Origin of the sequence: Streptomyces sp. NPDC091972 (assembly GCF_044756385.1) — a bacterium.
GTDB lineage: Bacteria > Actinomycetota > Actinomycetes > Streptomycetales > Streptomycetaceae > Streptomyces.
Genome location: NZ_JBIVSV010000003.1, coordinates 397,224 through 422,645, shown reverse-complemented (window position 1 = coordinate 422,645; position 25,422 = coordinate 397,224). Strand labels below are relative to the sequence as shown.

The 25,422-nt window shown below is 72.6% G+C and carries 15 protein-coding genes; 6 read left to right on the top strand and 9 right to left on the bottom strand.

The genetic code is table 11. The features are described from left to right. Positions 1-127: 127 nt before the first annotated feature. Positions 128-3,358, bottom strand: coding sequence for a fused isobutyryl-CoA mutase/GTPase IcmF (gene icmF / locus ACIQJT_RS11005; RefSeq protein WP_402642049.1), 3,231 nt, complete (start codon positions 3,356-3,358; stop codon positions 128-130). Positions 3,359-3,726: 368 nt separating this feature from the next. On the opposite strand from icmF, the gene ACIQJT_RS11000 reads away from it, so the two are divergent. From ACIQJT_RS11000 to ACIQJT_RS10990, 3 genes are all read left to right on the top strand, one after another. Beyond that, the gene (locus ACIQJT_RS11000) at positions 3,727-5,898 is read left to right on the top strand and encodes an MMPL family transporter (RefSeq protein ID WP_402642046.1); all 2,172 of its coding nucleotides are present in this window, start codon (positions 3,727-3,729) and stop codon (positions 5,896-5,898) included. Between the two features lie 147 nt (positions 5,899-6,045). Further along, positions 6,046-6,807: a YqjF family protein gene (locus tag ACIQJT_RS10995; protein WP_402642043.1), complete on the top strand. Its 762-nt coding sequence runs from the start codon at positions 6,046-6,048 to the stop codon at positions 6,805-6,807. A gap of 120 nt (positions 6,808-6,927) precedes the next feature. Then, entirely contained in the window at positions 6,928-7,989 is a 1,062-nt protein-coding gene (locus ACIQJT_RS10990; RefSeq protein WP_402642039.1) for a glycerophosphodiester phosphodiesterase family protein, read from the top strand. A gap of 106 nt (positions 7,990-8,095) precedes the next feature. On the opposite strand, the gene ACIQJT_RS10985 is transcribed toward ACIQJT_RS10990, so the two are convergent. The 4 genes from ACIQJT_RS10985 to ACIQJT_RS10970 form a co-directional block, all read right to left on the bottom strand. Continuing rightward, complete coding sequence (locus tag ACIQJT_RS10985; protein WP_402642037.1) at positions 8,096-8,755, bottom strand: DUF6629 family protein; 660 nt, start codon at positions 8,753-8,755, stop codon at positions 8,096-8,098. A 71-nt stretch (positions 8,756-8,826) separates the two neighbouring features. Beyond that, a complete protein-coding gene (locus tag ACIQJT_RS10980) occupies positions 8,827-10,089 on the bottom strand; it encodes an extracellular solute-binding protein (RefSeq protein ID WP_402642034.1) in 1,263 nt (420 codons plus the stop codon). Continuing rightward, positions 10,086-11,303: a hypothetical protein gene (locus ACIQJT_RS10975; protein WP_402642032.1), complete on the bottom strand. Its 1,218-nt coding sequence runs from the start codon at positions 11,301-11,303 to the stop codon at positions 10,086-10,088. Before ACIQJT_RS10975 ends, ACIQJT_RS10980 begins: the two co-directional genes overlap by 4 nt. Next, the gene (locus tag ACIQJT_RS10970) at positions 11,207-14,044 is read right to left on the bottom strand and encodes a tetratricopeptide repeat protein (protein WP_402642029.1); all 2,838 of its coding nucleotides are present in this window, start codon (positions 14,042-14,044) and stop codon (positions 11,207-11,209) included. The genes ACIQJT_RS10975 and ACIQJT_RS10970 overlap by 97 nt, the downstream gene beginning before the upstream one ends. 194 nt (positions 14,045-14,238) lie before the next feature. Between ACIQJT_RS10970 and ACIQJT_RS10965 the strand changes: the two genes are divergently transcribed. Then, positions 14,239-16,407 carry a PQQ-binding-like beta-propeller repeat protein gene (locus ACIQJT_RS10965; RefSeq protein ID WP_402642027.1) on the top strand — a complete coding sequence of 723 codons (2,169 nt, stop codon included), beginning with the start codon at positions 14,239-14,241 and terminating at the stop codon, positions 16,405-16,407. Positions 16,408-16,442: 35 nt separating this feature from the next. Here the strand turns inward: ACIQJT_RS10965 and ACIQJT_RS10960 are convergent, their stop codons facing one another. Beyond that, positions 16,443-17,585, bottom strand: coding sequence for an alpha-lytic protease prodomain-containing protein (locus ACIQJT_RS10960; protein WP_402642023.1), 1,143 nt, complete (start codon positions 17,583-17,585; stop codon positions 16,443-16,445). Between the two features lie 236 nt (positions 17,586-17,821). Between ACIQJT_RS10960 and ACIQJT_RS10955 the strand changes: the two genes are divergently transcribed. Then, positions 17,822-18,532: a ThuA domain-containing protein gene (locus ACIQJT_RS10955; protein WP_365448975.1), complete on the top strand. Its 711-nt coding sequence runs from the start codon at positions 17,822-17,824 to the stop codon at positions 18,530-18,532. Then, the gene (locus ACIQJT_RS10950) at positions 18,502-19,599 is read left to right on the top strand and encodes a Gfo/Idh/MocA family protein (protein ID WP_402642021.1); all 1,098 of its coding nucleotides are present in this window, start codon (positions 18,502-18,504) and stop codon (positions 19,597-19,599) included. Before ACIQJT_RS10955 ends, ACIQJT_RS10950 begins: the two co-directional genes overlap by 31 nt. Here ACIQJT_RS10950 and ACIQJT_RS10945 read toward each other — a convergent pair whose 3' ends face one another. From ACIQJT_RS10945 to ACIQJT_RS10935, 3 genes are all read right to left on the bottom strand, one after another. Next, the gene (locus tag ACIQJT_RS10945) at positions 19,600-21,078 is read right to left on the bottom strand and encodes a glutamate--cysteine ligase (RefSeq protein WP_402642018.1); all 1,479 of its coding nucleotides are present in this window, start codon (positions 21,076-21,078) and stop codon (positions 19,600-19,602) included. It lies immediately after the preceding gene. A 440-nt stretch (positions 21,079-21,518) separates the two neighbouring features. After that, entirely contained in the window at positions 21,519-24,713 is a 3,195-nt protein-coding gene (locus ACIQJT_RS10940; protein WP_402642016.1) for an amidohydrolase family protein, read from the bottom strand. A gap of 122 nt (positions 24,714-24,835) precedes the next feature. Next, positions 24,836-25,327 (bottom strand): hypothetical protein, encoded by a 492-nt coding sequence (locus tag ACIQJT_RS10935; protein WP_402642610.1) that lies wholly within the window; start codon positions 25,325-25,327, stop codon positions 24,836-24,838. Between the last annotated feature and the right edge of the window lie 95 nt (positions 25,328-25,422).

Here is a 25,422-nt window from a genome sequence, read left to right as displayed (position 1 = left end):
CAGACGCCGGGCGGAGGACCAGTTGCGCCGAGAAGAGACCTCGGCCGCGGCCGAGGTCTCCGTCATCCGGGAGGGGCCGCGGCTCCGATGGGCCGGGTGCTGCCGGGAAGCCCCTCCCCCGCAGGTCTCAGACGTTGCGGCGGTACTGGCCGCCGACCTCGAAGAAGGCCTCGGTGATCTGCTGGAGGGAGCAGACCCGGGTGGCGTCCATGAGCACCGCGAACACGTTCTCGCCGCGCACCGCCGCCTCCTTGAGGGCGTCCAGGGCGATCCGGGCCTCCTCGTGGTGACGGGCGTGGAAGTCCCGCACGCGCTCCAGCTGGGACTGCTTCTCCTCCTCGGTGGCGCGGGCGAGTTCGACGACACCGGGCTCGGCGGTGTCGGCGTGCGGGTTGCGGAAGGTGTTGACGCCGATCAGGGGCAGCGTGCCGTCGTGCTTGCGCTGCTCGTAGAGCATCGACTCGTCCTGGATGCGGCCGCGCTGGTAGCCGGTCTCCATCGCGCCGAGCACACCGCCGCGTTCGCTGATCCGCTCGAACTCCTGGAGCACGGCTTCCTCGACCAGGTCGGTGAGTTCGTCGATGACGAACGACCCCTGGAGCGGGTTCTCGTTCATCGCCAGGCCCCACTCCCTGTTGATGATCAGCTGGATGGCCAGGGCCCGGCGCACGGACTCCTCGGTGGGCGTGGTGACGGCCTCGTCGTAGGCGTTGGTGTGCAGGCTGTTGCAGTTGTCGTAGATGGCGATGAGCGCCTGGAGCGTGGTGCGGATGTCGTTGAAGTCCATCTCCTGCGCGTGCAGGGAGCGTCCGGAGGTCTGGACGTGGTACTTCAGCTTCTGGCTGCGCTCCCCGGCGCCGTACTTCTCCTTCATCGCGACGGCCCAGATGCGGCGGGCGACCCGGCCCAGGACCGAGTACTCGGGGTCCATGCCGTTGGAGAAGAAGAACGACAGGTTGGGCGCGAAGTCGTCGACGTTCATGCCGCGGGCGAGGTAGGCCTCGACGTAGGTGAAGCCGTTGGCCAGGGTGAAGGCGAGCTGGCTGATGGGGTTCGCGCCGGCTTCGGCGATGTGATAGCCGGAGATGGACACCGAGTAGAAGTTGCGGACCTGGTGCGCGATGAACCACTCCTGGATGTCGGCCATCATCCGCAGGCTGAACTCGGTGGAGAACAGGCAGGTGTTCTGGCCCTGGTCCTCCTTGAGGATGTCGGCCTGCACGGTGCCGCGCACGTTGGCCAGCGCGTGCGCGCGCAGTTCGGCCGCCTCCTCCGCAGACGGGTCACGCCCCTCCTCGGCGCGGAACCGCTCGATCTGCTGGTCGATCGCGGTGTTGAGGAAGAACGCCAGGACGGCCGGCGCCGGTCCGTTGATCGTCATGGAGACGGAGGTCGTGGGCGCCACGAGGTCGAAGCCGTCGTAGAGCGCCTTCATGTCCTCCAGGGTGGCGACCGAGACGCCGGAGGTGCCGACCTTGCCGTAGATGTCGGGGCGCTCGTCGGGGTCGCGGCCGTAGAGGGTCACGGAGTCGAACGCGGTGGACAGGCGGGTCGCCGGCTGGCCCTCCGAGAGGAGCTTGAAGCGCCGGTTGGTGCGGAAGGGGTCGCCCTCGCCGGCGAACATGCGGGCCGGGTCCTCGCCGTCGCGCTTGAAGGGGAAGACGCCGGCGGTGAAGGGGAAGTGGCCGGGCAGGTTCTCGTTCCGCCAGAACCGGACCAGTTCGCCGTGGTCGGTGAAGCGGGGCAGGGCCACGCGGGGGATCTTGTTGCCGGACAGGGACTCGCGGGTCAGCTTGGTGCGGATCTCACGGTCACGGACCTTCACGACCTGCTCGTCGCCGGAGTAGGAGGCGATGACCGAGGGCCAGTTCTCGATCTGCCGCACGAGGTCGTGCGGGAGGCGGGTGCGGGCGTCCTCCAGCAGCGCGTGCACGTTCGCCGGGTCGGAGCCGGCGTCGGCGAGCTCGGCACCGACCAGTTCCAGCCGCTGCACCCGCCGGGCCGCCTCGGCCAGCCGCTGGGTGTCGGCGTGGTAGCCGCGGACGGTCTCGGTGATCTCCGCGAGGTAGCGCACCCGGCCGGGCGGAACCACCTGCCGGATCCCGGAGGAGTGGCGTACGTCGACCCGCGGCAGCGCGCCCTCGGACAGCGGCAGCCCCTTCTCGGCGAGCACGGCCGTCAGGTGCTGGTGGAGCGCGGTCACCCCGTCGTCGTTGAAGGTGGCCGCGGAGGTGCCGTAGACCGGCATGTCCTCGGGCCGCTTGCCGAACGCCTCCCGGTTGCGGACCAGTTGGCGGCCCACGTCCCGCAGGGCGTCCTTGGCGCCGCGCCGCTCGAACTTGTTGATCGCCACGACGTCGGCGAAGTCGAGCATGTCGATCTTCTCGAGCTGCGAGGCAGCGCCGAACTCGGGCGTCATCACGTACAGGGAGGCGTCGACGAACGGCACGATCGCCGCGTCGCCCTGGCCGATGCCCGGCGTCTCCACGATCACCAGGTCGAAGCCGGCGGCCTTCACGACGTCGATCACATCGGACAGGTGCTCGGGCAGCTCACGGCTGCCGCGGGTGGCGAGGCTGCGGAAGAACACCCGGTCGCCGTCGAGGGAGTTCATCCTGATCCGGTCGCCGAGCAGCGCTCCGCCGCCCCGCCTGCGGGTCGGGTCGACGGCGATCACGGCGATGCGCAGGGCGTCCCGCTGGTCGACCCGGAACCGGCGCACCAGTTCGTCGGTCAGCGACGACTTCCCGGAGCCGCCGGTGCCGGTGATGCCGAGCACCGGCACCTGCCGCGCGGCCGCCGTGGTCCGCAGCTCCGCGAGGAACTCCGGGGGCAGCTTGCCGAGTTCGGCCCCGGTGAGGGCGCGGGCGATCGCGAACCGGTCACCGGCCAGGACCGCGGTGAGGTCGGCCGGCCTGCCGTCCCAGAGGTCGAAGTCGCAGTCCTTGACGACCGTGTTCACCATCCCGGCGAGACCCAGTCGCTGACCGTCCTCGGGCGAGAAGATGGTCACCCCGCTCTCCCGGAGCCGGGCGATCTCGTCGGGCACGATGACTCCGCCCCCGCCGCCCACCACCCGGATGTGCTCCGCGCCCTGCTTGCGGAGCGAGGCGACCAGGTACTCGAAGTACTCCACGTGTCCGCCCTGGTAGGACGAGACCGCCACGCCGTGCGCGTCCTCCTCGAGAGCCGCGTCCACGACCTCCCGCACGGACCGGTTGTGGCCGAGGTGGATGACCTCGGCGCCCTGCGACTGGAAGATCCGCCGCATGATGTTGATCGAGGCGTCGTGCCCGTCGAACAGTGCCGAGGCGGTGACCAGGCGGACGGGGTGGACGGGGCGATGCAGATCGCTCATGGCGGAGCCTTCCCAGGACACGTCGAAGAACGCGGGCTGAGAAAATAGTAGGACGTCCTAGTAAATAAATGGGGCACCGGGTGAGCCAAAGCACAGCGAGTCGCCCGGCGCCGAGGCGGCTCTCACCCCGCCGGCCCGTTCCCGGCCGGGCTCCCGCGGACCGGGGCCGCCCGCGGACGGGTCGGCGGTCCGTCCGGGCGGACCGACTCCCGGTTGAGCGATCTTGATCGGTGATCTCTAGGATGAGAGCTCAAGACAACCATTCCGGCCGTCCGACGGGGGGAACCCAGAGGGACCGCCGGGGGTCGCCGATGCCAGGGTCCGCTCCCCGGGCTGCGGTGATCTTCCTTCCCAGGAGGACCTTCCGCATGTTCCGACGTATTGGCAACGTAGTCGTCCGACATCCCGTCTGGACGATCGTTGCGTGGCTGATCGCCGCTGTCGCGATCGTGGCCACTGCTCCGAGCCTGCCCTCGAACAGCGACGAGAGCAGTTTTCTCCCCAAGAGTTACGAGTCCATCAAAGCGGCCGAGGTCCAGGAGAAGGCGTTCCCCAGCGCCTTCACCCCCTCCGCGATCGCGCTGTACCAGCGCACCGACGGCGGCAAGCTGACCGCCGCCGACCAGAAGGACGTCGCCCGGATCACCTCCGAGCTGGGCAAGAAGAAGATCGACCAGGTGCAGAAGGTCGTCCCCGGCCAGCCGTCCTCGGACGGCAGGTACGCCCTCACCCTGGTCCAGATGGACAGCAAGAAGGCCGGCCAGCCCGAACAGGCCGACGCGGCCAAGGTGCTGCGTGACGACGTCAAGCAGCTCGCCAAGGGCACGGACCTCGAGGTCAAACTCGGCGGTTCCGCCGCCCAGGCCCTCGACCAGCAGGACTCGTCCAAGCGCGGCGAGGCCCTGATCGGCATCGGCACCTTCGTCATCATCCTGGTGACCCTGCTGATCATCTTCCGGGCGCCGATCCTGGCCGTCCTGCCGCTGATCACGATCGGCCTGGTGTCGGCGATCGCCAACGGGCTGATCGCGTACGCCACCAAGCTGTTCGACCTCCAGGCCAACAGCTCGATCTCGTCGATCCTGATCGTCGTGCTCTTCGGCGTGGGCACGGACTACTTCCTGTTCCTGATGTTCCGCTACCGCGAACGCCTGCGCCTCGGCGACGAACCGAAGCAGGCCATGATCAACGCGGTCGACCGGGTCGGCGAGGCCATCGCCTCCGCCGCCGGAGCGGTCATCATCGCGTTCCTCGCGCTGGTCCTGTCGACGCTGGGCTTCCTCAAGCAGATGGGCCCGGCGCTCGCGATCGCGGTCACCGTCACCCTGATCGCGGGTCTGACGCTGATCCCGGCCGTCGTCTCCCTCATCGGCCCGAAGGTCTTCTGGCCGTCGAAGTCCTGGCAGCGCGAGCCGGAGAACGCCCGGTTCGCCGCCCTGGGCCGTGGGGTGCGCAACCGTCCGGCGCTCACCGCCGCGCTCTCCGGGATCGTCCTGCTGGTGCTCTCGCTCGGGACGTTCGGCTACAACGCCACGTTCGACCTGGCGTCCGGCTCCATGCCCAAGACCAAGGAGTCGATGGTCGTCCAGGACGAGATGCAGAAGGCGTACTCGGCGGGTGCCGCCGCGCCGACCGACGTCTACCTGTCCAGCACCGACGGCAAGCCGCTCGACAAGGCCGCCTTCGGCGCGTACGTGAAGAAGCTCGGGGCCGTGGACGGCGTCGCGAACGCTCGGCAGTCGCAGGTGAGCAAGGACGGCACCACCGTCGACTTCACCGTCACCCTCAAGTACGAGGCGTCCACGGACAAGGCCATCGAGACGGTGGGCCGGGTCCGCGAGGTCGCGCACTCCGACGCCCCGGCCGGCACCGAGGCCCTGGTCGGCGGAATGTCCTCGATCTTCAAGGACATCGACACGGCGGTCAACCACGACTACCGGACGGTCTTCCCCGTCGCCGCCGCGCTCATCATGCTCATCCTGGGTCTGCTGCTGCGCAGTGTGGTGGCCCCCCTGTACCTGATGGCGTCGGTGGGTCTCGGCTTCGGCGCCACGCTCGGTGCCACGGTCTGGATCTTCCAGGACGGACAGGGACACTCGGGCCTGATGTTCATGCTGCCGGTGATCATGTACCTGTTCGTGGTCGCCATCGGCACGGACTACAACATCCTCATGATCGCCCGGCTGCGGGAGGAGGCGCGTGAGGGCCGCGAACCCCGTGAGGCGGCCGGTATGGCGCTGCGGCACGCCGGTCCCACGGTGGCCGCGGCGGGCTTCATCCTGGCGGCGACCTTCGCCACGATGATGCTGGCCGGCAACGCCCTGCTGACGGAGATGGGCTTCGCGGTCTCCTTCGGCATCGCCGTCGCCGCCTTCGTCATGGCGATGTTCTTCACCCCCAGCCTCACCGCCCTGATCGGTCACGCGGCCTGGTGGCCGGGGCACGCGGACCGGGCGAAGGAGACGCCCGCCTCCCCCGCTCCGGTCTCCGGCGGTGACCGGGAGACCGCGGTGCAGGACGCGGCGGGCCGCCGCAACTGACACCGCCGGACAGGACGGCGTCCGACCGGGCCGCGTGGCCCGGTCGGACGCCGTCGTTCGTCCCCGCCCACCACCGCGCCGGACGCCGTCGTTCGTCCCCGCCCGCCACCGCGCCGGACACGGCCGGTCTCTGCCACCCTGGACCCCGTGCCGAACCTCTCTCCCGTCACCCCGGACGCCCCCTCCCTCATACGGGTCCCGCTGCTCACCCAGCAGTGGCTCGACCTCGCCTTCGTCCACTGGGCCGTCGAACCGGCGGTCGTGGCGGGGCTGTTGCCGCGCGGCACGGTCCCCGACACCCACGACGGGCTCACCTACGTCGGGCTGGTCGCGTTCCGGATGCACCGGGTCGGCTGGCTGGGGCTGCCGGGGGTGCCGTATCTCGGGACCTTCCCGGAGACCAACGTGCGCCTGTACTCGGTGGACGGGCACGGGCGGCGCGGGGTGGTGTTCCGCTCGATGGACGCCTCCCGGCTGATCCCGGTGGTGATGGGACGCGTCGGCTTCCGGCTGCCGTACCTCTGGTCCCGGATGAGTGTCCGCACGGCGGGTGACACCGTCACCTACCGCAGCTCCCGCCGCTGGCCCGGGCCGCGGGGCGCCCGCAGCCTCATCACGGTCCGCATCGGTGAACGCATCGGGGAGCCGACCGCGCTCGAGCACTTCCTGACCGCCCGCTGGGGCATGCACAACGCCTTCTTCGGCGGCCCCGAGCCCCTGGCCTACCTGCCCAACGACCATCCGCGCTGGCCCCTGTACCGCGCCGACCTCCTCACCTGCGAGCAAAACCTGGTCACCGCGGCCGGCCTGCCCGCCCCCGCCGACGCCCCGGTCAGCGTCCTGTACTCCCCCGGCGTCCCGGTCCGCCTCGGCCGCCCGGCCCGTCCCGCGGGCATCCCCACCCCCTGACGGCGGAGGAACGGCGTTCCCCGGACATTCACGGGGGGATCACGTCCGGGGGGGGGGTTGAACCGGTCCGCGGCCCCGCTAGCGTCTGTGGGCGTCCCGACCCACTCGAGTGAGGTGCCGATGTCCGCAAGACATGTCCTCGCCGGCCTGGCGCTGGTGCTCGCCCTGTCCGCCGCCCCGCCCGTGACGGCGTACGACGGCCACCAACCCCCGAGAGGGAAGCCGCACTTCGACCTCCAGGCGCACCGCGGCGGTATCGGCATGACCACCGAGGAGTCCCTGGAGGGCTTCGGGAAGGCGATGCGCCTCGGGGTGTCCACGCTGGAGCTGGACACCCATGTCACCAGGGACCTGAAGGTCGTCGTCAACCACGACCGGCAGATCAGCGCGGTCAAGTGCCGCGACACCGGGCCGGTGACGGCAGGGGACCCGATGTACCCGTACGTCGGCAAGTACATCAAGGACCTGACGCTGGCTCAGATCAGGACGATGGACTGCGGTTACCAGCAACTGCCGGGCTTCCCCGAGCAGGAAGTGGTCAAGGGCTTCCGGATCGTCGAGCTGAAGGACGTGCTGAACCTGGTGAAGAGCTACCGCGCCAAGCGGGTCAGGCTCAACATCGAGACGAAGGTCGAGGCCGGGGCGCCCGAACAGACCGCGCCACGTGAGCTGTTCGTGCGGCGCGTCCACGACGAGATCCACCGCTCCGGCATCGAGGACCAGGTCACCATCCAGTCCTTCGACTGGGGCGCGCTCAGGGAGATGCACCGGCTGGCGCCGAAGTGGCCGCTCGTCGCCCTCACCAACTACGACTTCCTCCAGGTCGGCAAGCCGGGCGCGTCCCCGTGGCTCGGCGGCATCGACGCCGACGACTACGGCGGCGACTTCGTCCGGGCGGCCGCCACGATCCCCGGTGTCCAGGCCCTCTCCCCCAACTACGGCTTCCCGCAGAGCGGCAAGGTCGGCGACCCCGGCTTCCGCTTCTACGCCGACCGCACGATGGTCGAGGCGGCCCACGCCCGGGGCCTGAAGGTCATCCCGTGGACCTGCGACGACCCGGCCACCGTGGAGGCGCTCATGGACATGGGCGTCGACGGCGTCATCACCGACTACCCGAACCGGGTACGGCGGATCATGGCCGAACGCGGCATGCCCCTGCCGAAGGGGTACCGGCCCCGCTGACGCGCCACCGTCCCGACCGGCGGCCTTCGGAACGGCGCTTGACCGCCTCCGGCACGGCACTCGGCGGCTTCAGACGCTGTACTCGGCGGCTTCCGGCGCGGCGATGTCAACGTACGTCCACGGACGGCGGGTGTCCGCCGGAAAGGCCCGCGGGAACCGGACGCCTGCTCACCCAGCCGTACAGGACCACCGAGCAGACCGCCGCCAGCGCACACCAGGTCGACACGAACTCCAGCCGCCACAGCAGCCAGCACACCAGGGCGCCGGTCCCGGCCAGGACGCCGAGCACGGTCAGCCAACGGTCGCCGGAGAGCAGCAGCGCGCCGACCGTGGCGACCAGGTAGCCCGCCACGAGCAGTTCCGGCCTGGGCAGCCCGATGACATAGGCCATCGTGTGGCCGCGGATCTCGGCCCGGACGGGCCGGGTGGCGAGGCCGTGGGCGAGGAGGGCGGAGGTCAGCGCGCCCACCGCCACCAGCCCCGCCACCCGGCGGCGTACGGCCCGGCGACCGGCGGCGCACCACACGCCCACCGGCACCCACACGGCGAGCACGGGCAGGGCGATGACGGCCCAGGCGACGGTGGCCGCGCCGGTTCCGCCTCCCTGGTGCCAGATCCGTGCCTCGACGAGTTGGTGGGCGCCGAGCAGCAGGGGCAGCGCGGCCAGGGGCAGTTCCTCGGGGCGGCGGGTCCGGATCACACAGGCCGCACCGACGGACGCGACGGCCGCGCCCGCCACGAGATCCGCTGTCGCACTCCAGCACATGACACCACCATGTCAGGCCGGCCCTCGCCCACACACCGCGCCACGACGTGGACGTGCCCTGCCCGGACCGCTCACTCGCAGATGTGCTGCGGTGGCCGGAACGTGGGGTCGGTGCCGGAGTCCCTGTTCGCCTGGACCCGTACTGTCTCCAACTGCGCGAGGAGCGAGGTGAGTTGTCGCTGCGTCGGGTCGCGGAAGAACTCCAGGACCGCTCGGTGGAAGGCGTCGCGGAGTTCGGGCGGCATCACGTCGGAGGCGTCGAAGCAGAGGACGCGGGCGCCGGAGAGCAGGGAGTCGATCCTCCGCTCGACCGGCGTCGCGGAGTCCGGCGGCGACAGCCCGGCCGTGGCCGGGAACAGCGGCCGTACCGCGGGCTCCGCCTCCGCCCACCACAGCTCCCGCCCGGCCGGGCTGGACAGTCGCTCCACGAGCTGCTGGGCGTCCGGGTCGTCGCTGAAGACGGCGGCCATGTCCCCCGCCACCTCGAAGGCGTCCCGGTACGCGGACGGCCCGTCCAGATAACGGGCCGACGGCTCCACCTTCACGTCGTCGCCCGCGTAGACGTAGCGGATGAAGGCGCTCTGGTGCTCGTGCGAGCAGGCGAACCCGGGTGAGTCGAGCAGGCCGCGCGGCTGCCCGTCGGCCCCCGGCACGCCCTCGAACGAGGTCGTCAGGGAGCTTTCCACCGACTCCGGGGAACGCTTGCCGAGCAGGTGCGCCCAGGTCGTCCAGGCGCGTTCGACGGCCGGGTCGCGCCAGTCGAGGCGGCCCCTGGCCCACTCGTCGTAGAGGGTGGGGCCCGCCTGGTGGAGCACGAGGTCCTCGATCCAGTCGGTGCCGGGCCAGCCGGAGGTGGCCTGGGAGGCGAGCCCCACGCACCAGGCGGGCCGGTCGTCGGGCGCGTCCCGTTTGCTCCACACCAGGCTCTTGAGGTCGGCCTTCAGCGGCACCCAGTACGGGCGTGCCTTGTTGTCCACGATCAGCACCGGCACCCAGGGCGGGAAGGCGCGCTGGGCGGTCTCCGTGTCGAGCGGCCTGAGCTTGTCGCGGCGGGCGTACTCGGTGAGTTCGCCGATGCTGTTGAGGACCGCCACGTCGGGCGGGTCGTCGGCCTCCAGCTGTGAGACGAGCGTCTCGCGCAACGAGCGGGTGCCCTCGTAGGTGTACGTCCGTCCGGTCCCGTCGTCCAGTTTGTCGAGGACGGCTTCGAAGGCCTTGCCCTCCTCCCCGGTCCAGGGGCCGAGGACGACCAGCGGGTCGCGGCTGTCCGACCCGCAGCCGGGGACCAGGGCGAGCAGACACGCCACGAGCAGGACGCGCAGGACACGGCTCATGCGACGGCTCCCGGCCGGGCGACGACGAGGTACTCACGGCGGTAGGCGTGCAGCGTGCCGGCGATCACGGCCGCGCCGACCAGGCCCGTGGGGAACACGAACGGGGCGATGCCGTCGAGGAAGGCGAGCCGTCCGTCCGCCAGGCCCTCGTCGATCCGGGCCCGGAGCGTCTCGATGGCCTGCGGTTCCGGTCCGGCGAAGGGCCGCTCCTCGGCGACCGTCTCCGTCGCGGGCGAGGTCCGCTCGGCCAGCGCGTCCGCGACGGGGACCGTCTCGTGCTGGGCGTGCAGGGCGAGCAGGGCGTCGACCGCCAGGAACGGCACGGCGAGCAGCGGCAGCGCGGCGGCCGTGAGGGGGATGCTCAGCCGGATCCGGAAGCGGCGGCGCAGGAAGGACACCGTCCGCCACAGCCCGGTGCCGAGCAGGGCGAGGGCGAGCGTGCCGGTCACGGTCGCGGCGATGGTGTCCGCGCCCCAGGCGGCCCGGTCGGCGAGGCGTGCGCGCAGCCGCCCCTCCAGGCCGGTCACCCGGTCGACGATCGAGGTGGCGGCGGAGCCGGTCGCGGCCGGACAGGCCGGGTAGGGATCGCTGTCGGTCGCCGCGGCGGCCCGCGAGCAGAGCATGCTGCGCGCGTAGGTGAGTTCGGCGTCGCGCAGGACCAGGTCGGTGGCGTGGCCCTGGGCCCGGCCGATCCAGCCGGTGTAGTCGACGACCAGCGCGGACACGACCCGCAGTTCCTGTTCCTCGGCCACGGTGAGGGCTCCGCTGCGGGTGACCTGGTTCAGGCTCTGCGTGGCGCGGGCGATCCGGGTCCGGTACCGCTCGCTGAGCCCGCTGAGCTCGGCCGCCCGTCCCTCGGCGAGGTTCCGTTCGGCCTCGCCGTGCGCGATGAGCAGCGAGGCCCGGGCGTCAGCGAGGTCGACCAGCGCGGGCGCCGCGCGTTCCCGGATGTACGCCGAGTCGCCGCGCACGTCCGCGTAGGCCCAGCCGAGCGCGCCGAAGGCCAGCACGGCGAGCAGCGGCAGCGCGACGAGCCGGTCCCGCAGGTAGGCGCGGTTGGGCCGGCCGTGCTCGGAGGGCCAGGCGTAGCGGTGGACGCGGCGGCCGAGTTCGGCGGTTACGGCGGCGACTGCCCGCGTGAGGCGGAGGGTGCCTTGTGCGACGGTCCGTAAGCGGCCGTCCGGAGCCAGTCGGCGACTCTCTTGCCGAGCCATGGGCTGTCCCTGTGGTGTCGGAAGGCGAGCGGGCGGACCTCGTAGGCGCGGTCCAGGAGGATCTCGGCCACGGCCGCGTCCTCGGGGGCGGCGGAGCGGGCGGCCTGGTGGGCGAGGGTGACATAGCGGCGGGACAGGGTCTCCCGCAGGCCGTGTTCGTCGGGCGGGAGGCCGAGCCGGGGGTCCGCGCCGGCGGACAGGGCCGCGAGGCCCGCCGCGTCGAGGGCGCCGCGGGCGAGGGCGCCCTGTACGGCCTCCCAGACCTCGACGGTCATCCGCACCCTGGCCTCCTCGTCGGTCAGGCCGTGCGCGTGGAAGAGCAGGGCGAGGCGCCCGACCACCTCGTGGAGCCGCTGCGGCACCTCGTCGTCCCGTCCGGCCCTGCGCACGTACTCGATGCCGATCCGCACGGCCGCGGTACGCGCGGCGGTCCGGTGCCGCGAGTGCTGCGGTACGGCGTCCAGTTCGCGTACGGCCTCCTCGCGCGCCCTCTCGCCGTCCAGCGCGAGCCGGGACCGTGCGGCGCCGAAGGCCGCGCTGCCCAGGGACGGGTTGCGCAGCCGGACCGCCTCGTAGAAGGTCAGGGCCTCGTGCCGGCGTCCGAGGCGTTCCGCGCAGTGTCCGAGGGCCAGCTTGGGCGCGTACTCGCCGGGGATCGCCGCGTACACCCGGTCGAAGTGCCGCCGGGCCGCTGCGACTTCGTCGCGGGCGAGGGCGAGGAGGCCGTGGTGCCAGTCAAGCCGCCAGTCGTACGGGGCGCGGCGGGGGCCGATCCGGGCCTCGGCCGCCCGGAGTTCGCGTTCGGCGGCATCCGGTCCGTCGGCCGGGTTGCGCAACCGCAGCCGGCAGCGCAGGAGGTGGACCTCCGTGGAGGCCCGCCAGTCACCGATGTGCTGGAGCAGGGCCTCCGGGGCGGCGTCGGCGAGCCTGCTCAGTTCGGCGTGGTGCTCGTCGTGGGGGTCGGGGCGCGGCACGGGCAGGCGCTGGGCGACCTCGACGGGCGAGGGCGGGGCGAACGGGGAGGGCGCGTCGGGGGCGGTCCAGTGCACGAGGGGTGGCGCGGAGCCGAGGGCGCCGTCGAGGGCGTAGGCCGACTGGAGGAAGAGCGGCGACGGCTCGAAGGTCTCGGCACCGGTTCTCAGTGACCGCAACTCCCTGAACACGCCCCGCAGTTGCTGCTCCATCTCCCGGGCGTCGGCGAACCGTCCGGCGGGTCGGCTCGACGTGGCCCGGTGCAGCACACGGGCGAGCGAGAGGAGCCCGAGGCCACGAGGGACGGGGGCGGTGGCGTCGGTGGGCCGCCAGGGCTCTTCGGCGGGCGCCCCCGGCGGCGGTCCGGGTTCCGCCGCGTCGCCCCGGGCGGGTCCGGACCGCGGGACTCGTCCGTCGCCGGGTTCCTGATCCCTCCCCGGCGCCTCGGGAACACCCTGCGCCGGGGGCGCACCCGATGCCCCGCCGACGTCCAGCAGCCCCTCGGCGCCCGGTCCCGGGACGGCACCCCGCACGCCCTCGCCGCCACCCGGCTCCTCACCGGTCCGCGCCCTCCGGCCGGGCGGCGTCCCACCCGCGGCCAGGGCCGTCCGGACGACCCGCGCCTGTTCGGCGGCGGACAGGGCACCCCCGGCGGCCCGTGCCACCTCGCCGTTCGCCGCAGTGCCGGGATCGCCCTCCGCGGCCTTCCCGGCGCCCACCCCGGTCGTCCCCGCGGCGCCCGCCCCGGCAGGCCGGCCGACACCCTCCCGCGCGCTCCCCGCCCCGTTCACTCCGGCCGCCCTTCCGGGTCCGGCCCCCGTCGACCCGCCCACCCCCTCACCACCCGCTTCCCCCGCCGGTCTCCCAGCGCTCTCCCCCGCTCCCTCCCCCAACACCCCGAGGTCCCCCAACCGAGCCAGGTCCTCCGCCGACGTGCCCAATCCGCTCAGGCGGCGCAGGGTTTCGCCCAGGCTGAAGAGGTCGTCCTGCTGCCTGGACTCGCCGTTCGGGCCCACGGTCGGGGCGCTGAAGCCGGGCGTGGTCATCCCGGGTGCCCCGGCCGGCCGTACGCTGCCCACGTCGATGATCTTCGTCGTGGTGCCGTCGTGCATGACGTTGTCCGGCTTGAGGTCGCCGTAGACCTTGCCGGGCCGGTCGGCGTGCAGATACGCGAGGGCGGACAGGATCCGCACGCCGTAGGCGAGCACGAACTCGTGGAAGCGCTGGTCGCCGAACTCCGCGGGGTTGAGCCGCGCCCGCGCCCGCACCTCCTCCAGCGTGAGCCCGTCCACGTACTGGAGGACGAGGAAGTCGCCCACCTCCGGGTGATGCCCGTAGTTGAAGACGCGGATGATGTCGTCGTGGCCGAGGTCGACGAGGGCCCGCCGCTCCCGGGCCAGCGCACCCGCCGCGGCCGCCGCCTGGTCGGGGTGCAGCATCTTGATGGCGACCTCGCGGTTGTCGACCTTGGTGTCGAGCGCGAGGTACACCTCGCCCATCCCGCCGTACCCGAGCGGCCGGATCAGCCGGTACTGGCCGGCGAGCAACTGCCCGGGCGGCAGCGGGAGTTCACCGGGGTCGCCGCCGGGGCCCCAGCCGCGGCCCAGCAGTGTGATGGTGGGCAGCACGGTCGGGTCGGGGTTCTCCGCGGGAAGCTCGACCTGCGCGGCCCTCAGGTACATCGGCTGTCCGGCGACGACGAGCGGACCGAACGACCCCTCGGATTCAGGTGTTCCACCGAACGCACTCCCGCCCCGAGCCCCCTTCATGCCTCCTCAGAATAGGGCCACGTGCCGGGATCGACCCCTTGCGTTCCCCTGGAGAACCCTGGGACCGCGGCGTCAGGGGGACGGCAGGCCCGGGATCGGGGTCCCCGTGGACAGGGGCCCCTCTAGAGTGAGGGGTCCCTGTCAGAAGCGTCCGGACCGCAGTTGTCCTGGCCAGAAGCGGTGAAGGAGACACGGTGACCCTGCGCGAGAACGACCCGGAGTCCGTCGGCGGCTACCGGATCGAATCGCGGATCGGGACCGGCGGCATGGGTGTCGTCTATCTCGGCAGATCGGCCTCGGGACGGGCCGTCGCGGTCAAGGTCGTGCACACCCGGTACGCCGACAACCCCGAGTTCCGGGCCAGGTTCCGGCAGGAGATCGCCGCCGCGCGCCGGGTCAGCGGAGCGTTCACCGCACCGGTCGTGGACGCGGACCCAGAGGCGGTACGGCCCTGGATGGCCACCGCGTTCGTCCCGGGCCGCACCCTCGCGGAACTGGTCGACGGGTCCGGGCCGCTGGAGTGGCCCGCCCTGCGCCGGCTCGGCACCGAACTCGCCGAGGCCCTGCGGGAGATCCACCGTGCGCAGGTCGTGCACCGGGACCTCAAGCCGAGCAATGTGCTCCTCCTGGACGGCGAGGGGGACGACGGCGCCGTACGCGTCATCGACTTCGGCATCTCGCGCGCGGCCGACAGCGACGTGCGCACCCAGACCGGCATGGTGATGGGGTCACCGCCCTTCATGGCACCGGAGCAGTTCAGCCGCCCGCACGAGGTCGGGTCCGCGGTGGACGTGTTCTCGCTGGGCGCGGTGCTCGTGTACGCGGCGACCGGGCACAGCCCCTTCGAGGCGGAGAACGCCTACCTGGCCGCGTACAACACCGTGCACGGCGAGCCGCGGCTCGGTGAACTGCCCGCGCAGTTGCGTCCGTTGGTCTCCCGCTGTCTGGCGAAGGAGCCCGCGGACCGGCCGACGTCCGGCGAGGTCCTGGAGCTGCTGGCGGCGCTCCCGGCGGAACTGCCCGAGGGGCGGCCGGGCCAGGAGGTGTCACCGGCTGAGCCGCTGCCGCCGACGGACGCGGTGACCTCACCGCTCGGCGACGCCACCGGACCGGTCCGGCGCGGGCGCCGCGGCCGGAAACTGTGGGCCGCCGTGGCCGCCCTGGCACTCCTCGGCGGGGCCGGGGCGGCCGCGGTCGCCGTGGTGGGCGAGGAACCGGCGCGCTCGGGCGACGCGTTCGACGCCCTCGCTCCGCGGACGACGGCACCCGGCGGGACGGCACCGGCGGGCTGGCGCCCCTGGCACAACGCGCTGGAGTCGGACGGGAAGGACGCGCGGACGGGCCCCGGCGCGTCGTGCACCCCGGACGCGCTGGGCGTCTTCTGCGCCTCCGGACATGTCGCCCTGATGCGGCTCGACCCGGCGACGGGCGACGTCGACTGGACCAGGCCCATGAGCCGCGCGCAGGTCAGCGTTCTCTCGGTGCGCGAGCCCGTGGTCCATGACGGTGTGGTGTTCGTGTACAGCGCGGACCGTTCGCAGGGCGTCGACGCCTTCGACGGCAGGACCGGCGAGCGTCTGTGGCATCTGAAGGGCCCGCTGGGCGAGTTCACGTACCTGAGCGGTGTGCTCGTGGTCCGCCTGGACGAGCTGGGCCTGTCCGACACGGCTCGCTACGCCGCCTACGAGCCGCGCACGGGCAAGGAGTTGTGGCGGCGCGAGCTGACCTCCAGCTCGTCGAGCCCCTTCCACGAGGGCCCCGAGGACACGCTCTACGCCGATCTGCGCGGCGGCGAGGGCGGCATCGCCCGCCTCGACGCGCGCACCGGCAGGACTCTGGGCAGTGTCGACGCGCCGAAGGGTGACCTGTGGCTGGCGACGGTCCACGCGGGCACGGCGTACTACGCGCGCTGGGAGGACGACTCCGGCGTGTCCGCCGCCTTCTTCGTCCAGGACCTCAGCAGCGGCAGGACCCGCCGGATCGACTTCCCCTGGAGCGTGGAGCCCGAGGCGCCGCCGCTGGTGCACGGCGACACCATGTACATCTTCGACTACGGCAACGAGACCCTGCTCGCCCTCGACGTCAAGCGCGGCAAGCCGCTGTGGTCCAGCTCCCGCGACCTGCGCGTCTTCAGCGAACCCTCGTACCACGCGGGCCGGTTGTACGTGACGATGCCGGACACCAGCGTGCTGGCCCTCGACCCGGCGACCGGCAAGGAGATCGGCCGCACCGCCCCGTCCTTCGACACGGCCGGCCGATCCTTCGAGGAACTGTCACCGAGCGCGGTGCCCCCGCTCCTGGTGGGGAACGTCCTGTACGGGGTCAGCGGCCCGGGGGTGTTCTCGGTGGCCGACGTCACCTGACGGGCCCGGCCCGCGGGCCGGGCCCGGACAGGCGCTCAGGCCGTGTGCAGGGTCAACCCGTACCGGTTCAGGATCTCGTTGACCGGCTGGAACCAGGTCTCGCCGCCGCTGGAGCAGTTGCCCCAGCCTCCGGAGGTGACGCCCTGGGCCTGGTCGCCGCTGATGAACGAGCCGCCGGAGTCGCCGGGTTCGGCGCAGACGCTGGTCTTGGTCATCTGACGCACCGCGCCCTGGCTGTAGTTGACGGTCTCGTTCATGGCGAGGACCGTGCCGCAGTGCCAGTGGGTCGTCGAGCCCGAGCGGCAGATCGAGGCGCCGACGGGGGCCACGTTCGAGCCGCGCACGAGCTGGTCGGAGACGGTGCCCCAGCCGAGCACGACCGGGACGGTCCACCAGCCGCTGCCCACGTTGACCCAGGCGTAGTCGTTCTCCGGGAACGACGAGCCCTGGAAGTTGCCGACGTAGCTGCGGTCCCAGCCGTAGACGCTGCCGGTGTGCTGGTCGCAGTGGCCGGCGGTGACGAAGCCGCCGTAGACCGAGAAGCCGATGGAACAGCGGACGTTGCCGGTGTAGTAGGGGTCGCCGCCGACGGTTCCGGCGGCGAAGGTGGTCGGCGCGGCGGCCACCTCCCGCACGGTCACGGGGCCTGCCGCCCGGGCCCGTGCGACGAACTTCCGGACATCGTTGTCACGCTCCCGTCCGCTGACGACGTTCACCACGACCGTGGCGGCCTTGGGGTCGACGTGCCAACTGCTCACGGCGTCCGGTGCGGGGAGCGCGTCCAGGCGGGCCTGGGTGGCGGAGAGTTCGCGGGCGCTGTGGGCGACGGTGCGGACCGTGGCGCCGGTGGCGCGTATCTCGCGCAGGGCGGTGTCGGAGATGGCGGGGGTGACGGCGACGGTCAGCGTGCCCTTGGCGGCGTCGAACCAGGAACCGCCGTAGGAGGCGCCCGCGGTCCGGCGTACCTTCGGTTCGAGCGCCGTGGCCTTGCGCTCGGCGGCCAGCCTCGTCACGGCCGCCTGGGGCGAGAGGCCGAGGTCCCGCTGCATCGCGGTGAGGATGCCGGCGGAGGCGGGCGCCTTCTCGTCGGCGGTGGCGGGCACCGTGCCCGCGGCCGCGCCGGCGCCGATCAGAAGCAGCACGGCGAGGCCCGCGCGCATGATTCGGGTGCGTCTCATGGAGATTGCCCTTCGTCGTTCAACGGGATGGCAGTGTTCTCTGAGAGCGCTCTCAGTGTGGCCCGGCAGAGCCTAGCCACTGGTGATTGACAGGTCCATACCAAAGTCGAGATTGTCGAAATCCCGTCCCCGGTCCGACTGTTCGTGCCCGGGACCGGGTGCCGGAACGGGGATTTCCCCCGACCCGCCCGGGGGATCTCACCCAGGAAACCTGTCCCGGCCCGCGAAGGAACAAGATGACACGGAAGAAAGCCCTGGTGGTCCGAGGCGGCTGGGAGGGACACCAGCCGGTCAAGGCCACGGAGCTGTTCCTGCCCTTCCTGGAGAGCAACGGCTACGACGTCCGGATCGAGGAGTCCACCGACGTCTACGCCGACGCCGACGAGATGGCCGCCACCGACCTCGTCGTGCAGTGCGTGACCATGTCCGAGATCACCGCCGAGCAGGTGGCGGGACTGAGCGCTGCCGTGGTGGCCGGTACCGGCCTCACCGGCTGGCACGGCGGTATCGCCGACTCGTTCCGCGCCAGTTCCGACTATCTCCACCTGGTGGGCGGCCAGTTCGCGACCCATCCCGGCAAGGAGCCGTGCGAGCGGCGGGGCGGCGAGGAGGACAACTTCCTGCCGCACACCGTCACCGTCACCGGTCTCGGCCGCGAACACCCCGTCACCGCGGGCATCGAGGACTTCGAACTGCACACCGAGCAGTACTGGGTGCTCCACGACGACCTCATCGACGTCCTCGCCACCACCACCCATCCCGCCCGGCCGTGGCAGCCCTGGCACCGTCCGGTCACCTCACCGGCGGTCTGGACCCGCAGGTGGGGCGCAGGACGTGTCGTGGTGACGACTCCCGGGCACAGCCTCGACGTCCTTGAACACCCCGCCGTCCGTACCGTCATAGAAAGGGGCATGCTGTGGGCGACCCGCACCGCATCGGCGTCATAGGTCTCGGTGTCATCTCCCGCGCCTACCTGGACACGCTCGTCGGCCGCTCCGCCGTGCGCGTCACGGCCGTCGCCGACCTGGACGCCTCCCGCTCGGCCGCCGTCGCCGCCGAACTGCCGGGCGTCCGGGCGCTGTCGGTCGCGGAACTGCTGAGCAGCCCGGACGTCGACACGGTGCTGAACCTGACCGTCCCGGCGGCGCACGCCGAGATCGCCCTCGGTGCCGTCGGCCACGGCAAGAACGTCTACGGCGAGAAGCCGCTGGCCGCCGAACTGGCCGACGCCCGCGCCGTGCTGGAGGCGGCGGACAAGGCGGCGGTCGGAGTGGGATGCGCGCCGGACACCGTCCTGGGCACCGGCGTACAGACGGCACGGGCGGCGGTGGAGGCCGGAGCCGTCGGCCGCCCGCTGTTCGCCACGGCCGTCATGGTCACCCCGGGCCACGAACGGTGGCATCCGCACCCGGACTTCTACTACACGGCCGGTGGCGGCCCCCTGCTGGACATGGGGCCCTACTACCTCTCCTCCCTGGTGCACCTGCTGGGTCCGGTGCGTGCCGTGACCGGAGCGTCCAGCCGGCTCCGCACCGAGCGGGTCATCGGGTCCGGCCCGCGCGCGGGCGAGCGGATACCGGTCGAGGTGGACAGCCATGTGTCCGGGGTCCTGGAGCACGAGGGCGGGGCCCTGACGACGATCACGACGAGCTTCGACGGGGTCGCCACCACGGCCGCGCCGATCGAGGTCCACGGCGACCGGGGCACCCTCACGGTCCCCGACCCCAACCACTTCGACGGCGAGGTACGGCTCCTCGAACTCGGCGCGGCCGAGTGGCGCACACTCCCGCCCTCCGCCGGCTACGCCGGTGCCGCCCGGGGTGTCGGTCTGCTCGACTTCGTCGCCGCCGACGAGCGGCGGGCACCGCGCGCGAGCGGTGAACTCGCCCTGCACGTCCTGGAGACGATGACCGCACTGCTGCGCTCGTCGGCCGAGGGGCGGCGGATCGAGCTGTCGACGTCGGCCGAGCGGCCGGATCCGGTGCCGTTGACGTCCGCGGAGGAGTGGCGCTGATCAGTCCACGGGCCAGGTGTGGGCGGGTGCGTTGAGGTGCATGTAGTCCATGTACGTCATCGTCATCCGCCGCAGCGCCTCCTGGCGGTCGCCGGCGCCCGTCTTCTCCAGGTGGTGGACCATGTCCGCCTGCCACAGCGCGCCGTTGCGGGCGGTGACGCACCGCTGCTCGACGACGCCGAGCAGCGGCTCACGCCACTCCGCGTCCATGCCGGCCAGTTCCAGGCCCCGGTGGGCGAGGGGCAGCAGTCGCCGCAACACCAGTTCGGTGACCGGCACTTCGCCCACGCCGGGCCAGTACAGGCGGGCGTCGATGCCGTCGCGGGCGGCGGTGTGCAGGTTCTCCTCGGCGACCGAGAAGGACATCCGCGTCCACACCGGCCGGTCCTCGTCGACGAGGGCGCGGGTCAGGCCGTAGTAGAAGGCGCCGTTGGCGATGATGTCGGCCACCGTGGGTCCGGCGGGCAGCACGCGGTTCTCGATGCGCAGGTGGGGGCCGCTGTCGGTGACGGCGTAGATCGGGCGGTTCCAGCGGTAGATCGTGCCGTTGTGCAGGGTCAGTTCGCCGAGTTCGGGGACCCTGCCGCCGTCCAGGGCCTCCTGCGGGTCCTCGTCGTCGCAGATCGGCAGGAGGGCCGGGAAGTAGCGGACGTTCTCCTCGAACAGGTCGAAGACGCTGGTGATCCAGCGCTCCCCGAACCACACCCGGGGCCGGACGCCCTGTGCCTTGATCTCCTGGGGGCGGGTGTCGGTGGCCTGCTCGAAGAGGGGGATGCGGGTCTCGCGCCACAGCTCCTTGCCGAAGAGGAAGGGCGAGTTGGCCGCGAGGGCGATCTGCACGCCCGCGACGGCCTGGGCCGCGTTCCAGTAGTCCGCGAACTCCTTGGGGGCGACCTGGAGATGGAACTGCGTGCTGGTGCAGGCCGCCTCGGGGGTGATGGCGTCGGCGTACATCGCGAGCCGGTCCACGCCGTCCACCTTGATGCGCAGGTCCTCGCCGCGGGCCGCGAAGATCTGTTCGTTGAGCAGCCGGTAGCGCGGATCGCCGGACAGGGCGGTCTCGCCGACGTCCGACTCCCTCAGCGTCGGCAGGATGCCCACCATGATGAGGTGCGCGCCGACCGCCGAGGCGCGTTGCTCGGCGTGGTTCAGGGCGTCCCGGATCTCCTGCTCCCAGGAACCGGGGCCGCCGGACAGGAGGCGCCGGGGCGGGATGTTGATCTCCAGGTTGAAGCGGCCCAGCTCGCTCGACCAGGCGGGGTCGGCGATGGCCTGGAGCACCTCGGTGTTCCGCATCGCCGGGAGCCCGTCCTCGCCGACCAGGTTGAGCTCGATCTCCAGTCCGACCTGCGGCCGCTCGCTCTCGAACCCGGACTCGCGCAGCATCTGCGCGAGGACGTCGAGGCAGGTGTGCATCTTGTCCCGGTAGCGTCGGCGGTCCTCCCGCGTGAACACCAGGGCCGGCACGTCACGTCCCATCGGGGCCTCCCGGGTCCCCTCGGCGGATGCCTCTCCCGTCCCAGAGTCCCACTTCCGGGACGTCCCAAACAGTCGGCGCACAGCACCGGGGCAGTGTGCGACGCGCCGCTCACGGAACGTGCGGCCCGGCGCACGTTCCACAGGGGCGCGGCGGATGCGGGGATCCGGGCCGAGTACGCGGTCAGGTGGAGGTACGGCAGCGGGCTCGTACGCGGTCGGGTGGAGGTACGGCACGGCCCGACCGCGTACGCCGTCCCACCGAAGTCCCACGGCAGCCGGGAGGCGTGCCGTGGGACCGGCCGAGGGGCGACAGCCGACGGAAGGCGCCCCGCAGGAGTCGGATGCGTCAGGTCCCGGGGCTCGTGGGGGCGCAGGCGTCTGTCCGGTGTCACCGTGCTTCTCCGGGCGTGCAAGGTCGGTCCGGTCTCACCGTGCCTCTCTCACAGCGCGGTCCCCGGATCGCAGCACCCCTCACGCCGCAGCTGCCGGCTCACCTCCAGCCAGTCCGCGTCGGACGACGCTCCGGAGGAGGTGCCGGTGCGCGTCCCGGAGTCGAAGGCGGCCACGAGGTCCGCCTGCTCGAAGGGCACACCCCCGCGCAGTACCGTCTCCGTGCGGATCAGGGTGTCGAAGTCGGTGAAGGGATCGCCGTCCACGATCGTGAGGTCGGCGAGCTTGCCCTCCTCCAGCGTGCCGAGGTCGGCGTCCGCACCGAACACGCGGGCGGGCAGCAGGGTGGCGGTGCGCAGGGTCTCGGCCGGCGAGAGACCGCCGCGGTGCAGCGCGCGCAGGGCGAGGTGGAGGTGGAGTCCGACCGGCACGAGCGGCTGGTCGGTGCCGAGCGCGACGAGACCGCCGTCGGCGAGGATGCCCCGGTAGACGGCCGACTCGCGGTCCAGGGTGGTGAGTTGTGCGGCTGTGGGTGGCTGCCCGGCCTGCTGACGGACCAGCGCGGTGTCCCACGGCGGCATCAGCGTGGTGACCCGGCGGTCCTCGGCGAGCGCGGGGTCAGCGCCGAGCAGGGCGAGTGCCGTGAAAGGGGTGGCGATCAGGTGGAAGCCCGCCTCGGTGTAGATCTCGTGGACGTCCTGGTAGGCGCGGCCCGTGGCGGAGGTGGCGTGCCCGAACTCCAGCCGCTGCGTGGCCTGAAGATGGGTCGTCAGGTCCTGCCCGAGCTGCACGCCCGGTGTGCAGAGGTGGCTGCCGCTGCGCACCCCGAGCCTGTCGTGCGCGAAGTCCGCGGCCTCCTTCATCACCCAGCCAGGGGCGCGGACGTATGTCTTCACGAAGTCCCAGTCCAGCGCCGCCCCGCGCGCCAGTGAGCGCCGCAGTCCCTCGGGGGTGCGGTGGGCGCGGCCCATGCTGTAGGCGACACGGGCCCCGTCGAGCAGTTCGCCGGTGGCCAGCAGCCGCGGTCCGGCGAGCGTACCGGCGGCGACCGCCTCGCGGATGCGGGCCTGCTCGTAGGCGAAGCCGCCCAGGGAGACGGCGGTGGTGATGCCGTAGGCGAGCTGGAGCGCGGTCTGCCGTCCGCCGTAGGTGCTCTGCCAGGGGTGGGTGTGGGCGTCCCACAGGCCGGGGAGCACGGTGCGCTCGCTCGCGTCGACCCGGCGTACGGCCGGCCGCCCGGCGCGGTGCGGGGAGACCTCCGCGATCCGGGCGTCACGGATCAGCAGGTCGACGTCCTCGCGGACGCCGGGTCCGGTGCCGTCCCAGAACCGTCCGGCGTGCACGAGGGTGTCGGCGGGGCGGGGCCGCCGGTAGTCCAACGGCACTTTGACGGTACGGGACTTGCCGCTGCGGACGTCGAGCAGGCGGAGGGTGCCTGCGGAGAGGTAGAGCAGGGAGCGGGCGTCGGCCGACCAGGAGGGGTGGTCGGCGGGCTCGGCGGTGAGGCGGCGCGGCTTCCCGTCGGGCGTGCCGTCCGAGCGGACCGGGAGCAGCCACAGGGCGGACTCGGCGACGACGGCCATCCAGCGGCCGTCCGGCGACCAGACCGGGCCCGAGTCGTAGCGGTCGGACAGCGAGGTGTGCGGGGCGAGGGCGTGCAGCGCGGCGGTACCGGTGGTGGTGTCGACGACCCGGATGAGGTTGTAGCCCTCCCGGAAGCGCTGGTTGAGCCGGTTGCGGTCGCACAGGGCGACGTACCGCCCGTCGGGGGACCAGCTCGGGCGGCCGGGCAGACCGCCCGAGCCGAGCGGGGCGGCGAGGATCCGCTCCCCGCCTTCGGGCAGGTCCCGCACGACCAGGTTGCCGGTCATGTCCAGGCAGGCGAGACGGGTCCCGTCGGGCGAGAGCGCGGGGAAGACCCGGCCGCCGTCGGCGAGCACGGTCTCCTCTCCGGAGTCGAGCTCGCGGCGCCGCACGGTGAACAGTCCGTCGCGGTCGTCGGCGTACAGGAGCCCGGTGCCGTCAGGCGTCCAGGCCGGCCCCGACACATAGCGGGTGGGCAGGACCTGGAGGATCTTCCGGGGCCGGCGCCCGCCCGACGTTCCGGCGGTCCACAGCGAGTTCAGGGCGGCGAAGGCGAGGCTGCGGCCGTCGGGTGAGAGGGCGGGCAGGTGCAGAGAGCGCACGCGACGGACGCCGGTGCCCTCGAAGTCGTACGCCTTGCCGCGGTAGCGGGGCCGTTCGACGGGCATGGCGGCCGTGAAGGGGATCTCCTCCCCCGCCGCGGGGGCCTCGGGGTCGACCAGGCGGAAGCGGCCGTCCACCGCGAGCAGGAGCCGTCCGCCGTCGGTCCAGCGGGGCGGGGCGGGCAGGACGTCGCCGTCGACGGGGACGGGCGCGCCGTCCACGACGAGGGTGCAGGAGGCGGCGGGCGTGGGCGTGGTGCGCAGGTAGGCGAGGCGGCCGGCGGGTGAGACGGCCGGGGTCATGAGCTGGGCACCGGAGTCGTCGGTGTGCACGGCGGCGACCGGTCCCGTCCCGTCGGCGGCGACCGAGGCGACGGTGTCGGCGCGCAGGGTGCCGGTGGCGGTGACGGCCGCGCGCACGAACAGCACGCGCTCGCCGTCCGCCGACCAGGTGGGGTCGAAGTCCTCCCAGGCGCCGCCCTGCGCCGGGCCCTGCTGCCCCGGGTGTCCAGTGAGCCGGGTCAGCGCTCCGGTGCGCACGTCCACGACCCAGACGCGGTACGGGCTGCCGGTCACGGTGTCACCGCCGCGCTCGGAGGCGAACGCGATCCGGGTTCCGTCCGGCGACCAGGCGGGGCCGCGGTCGTCCCAGGGGCCGTCGGTGAGTTGACGCACCTCGCCGCCGTCGGGCCGCAGTGTCCACAGGTGGAAGCCGCCGCCGCGGTAGGCGCACACCACGAGGCGGTTGCCGTCGGGCGAGAACTGCGGGCGGGTGGGTTGGAGGCCGGGCGGGGTGAGCGGGATCGCGGCGCCGCCGGTGCGCGGGATCGACCAGAGAAGGTTCTGCACTTCGGCGATCAGCCGGTCGCCGGCCGGGGAGAGCGTCGCGGAGCCGCCGGTGGCGGCGGTCAGGGTGAGCGTGGCCGGGCGGGCGGGAGTGGCCGAGGCGGTCGGGCCGCCGGCCGCGACGGCGCCGGCGGTGACGCCGGCCGCCTGGAGGAATCTGCGGCGGGAGAGCGGACCGGGCCAGGAAGGGTCGGGTGTGCCGTGGACGTCCAAGGGAGCCTCCAGTGCGCGCGTGGGGTGCCGGACGACAGGGGCCCTTCCCCGAGAGGACCGGCCCTGCGCCCGAACTCCGGGTCCGGGGGCGGTTTTTCGCCCCCGGACATCAACCCGTCAGCTCACAGTCCGTCACGCACCATCGCGGCGACGATCCGCACGTGGCGGTCGGCCGCCGTACCGGAGGACTCGTTCTCGTGGTTCAGGCCGTAGGGCCAGAAGTGCCCGCCGCCGGTGGACAACTTGGCCGAGGAGCCGTCGTACTGACGGACCAGGGCGGTGGCCTGGGCACCGGTCCAGGTGCCGCTGCCGCCCAGGGAGGACCAGCCCGGGTTGGTGCCCACGCCGATGGTGTGGGCGATCTCGTGCAGAGCGGTCCGCTCGGTCATGTAGCCGCGGTCGGTGCCGAAGCGGATGGTCCCGTTGACGTTGCCGTCCGCGGTGGGCACGCCCGTGTCGTAGCGGACCGTGAGGGTCTTGCCCAGGTCGCTGAGGTTGTTGTAGCGGGCCACCGCGGCGTTCATGGCCGAGGTGATCAGTGTGTACGCCGACTGCTGGTCCGCGGTCGGGTTGCTCGCTCGCTCCAGGGTCCAGGTGATGGTGGCCGCCGCGATCTGGCGGCGGCTGCGGCCTTTCGTGCGTTCATGTGCGGGTCCTCTTGTGGGGGGTGGATCCCGTGGGGGGAAGTCGAGGCATGAACTGGAAAGCG

Coding starts and splice junctions, on each gene's coding strand:
- ACIQJT_RS10955 (WP_365448975.1), top strand. CDS start 17,822: ATGACACGGAAGAAAGCCCTGGTGGTCCGAGGCGGCTGGGAGGGACAC.
- ACIQJT_RS10960 (WP_402642023.1), bottom strand. CDS start 17,585: ATGAGACGCACCCGAATCATGCGCGCGGGCCTCGCCGTGCTGCTTCTG.
- ACIQJT_RS10970 (WP_402642029.1), bottom strand. CDS start 14,044: ATGAAGGGGGCTCGGGGCGGGAGTGCGTTCGGTGGAACACCTGAATCC.
- ACIQJT_RS10985 (WP_402642037.1), bottom strand. CDS start 8,755: ATGTGCTGGAGTGCGACAGCGGATCTCGTGGCGGGCGCGGCCGTCGCG.
- ACIQJT_RS10975 (WP_402642032.1), bottom strand. CDS start 11,303: ATGGCTCGGCAAGAGAGTCGCCGACTGGCTCCGGACGGCCGCTTACGG.
- ACIQJT_RS10990 (WP_402642039.1), top strand. CDS start 6,928: ATGTCCGCAAGACATGTCCTCGCCGGCCTGGCGCTGGTGCTCGCCCTG.
- ACIQJT_RS10980 (WP_402642034.1), bottom strand. CDS start 10,089: ATGAGCCGTGTCCTGCGCGTCCTGCTCGTGGCGTGTCTGCTCGCCCTG.
- ACIQJT_RS10945 (WP_402642018.1), bottom strand. CDS start 21,078: ATGGGACGTGACGTGCCGGCCCTGGTGTTCACGCGGGAGGACCGCCGA.
- ACIQJT_RS11000 (WP_402642046.1), top strand. CDS start 3,727: ATGTTCCGACGTATTGGCAACGTAGTCGTCCGACATCCCGTCTGGACG.
- icmF (WP_402642049.1), bottom strand. CDS start 3,358: ATGAGCGATCTGCATCGCCCCGTCCACCCCGTCCGCCTGGTCACCGCC.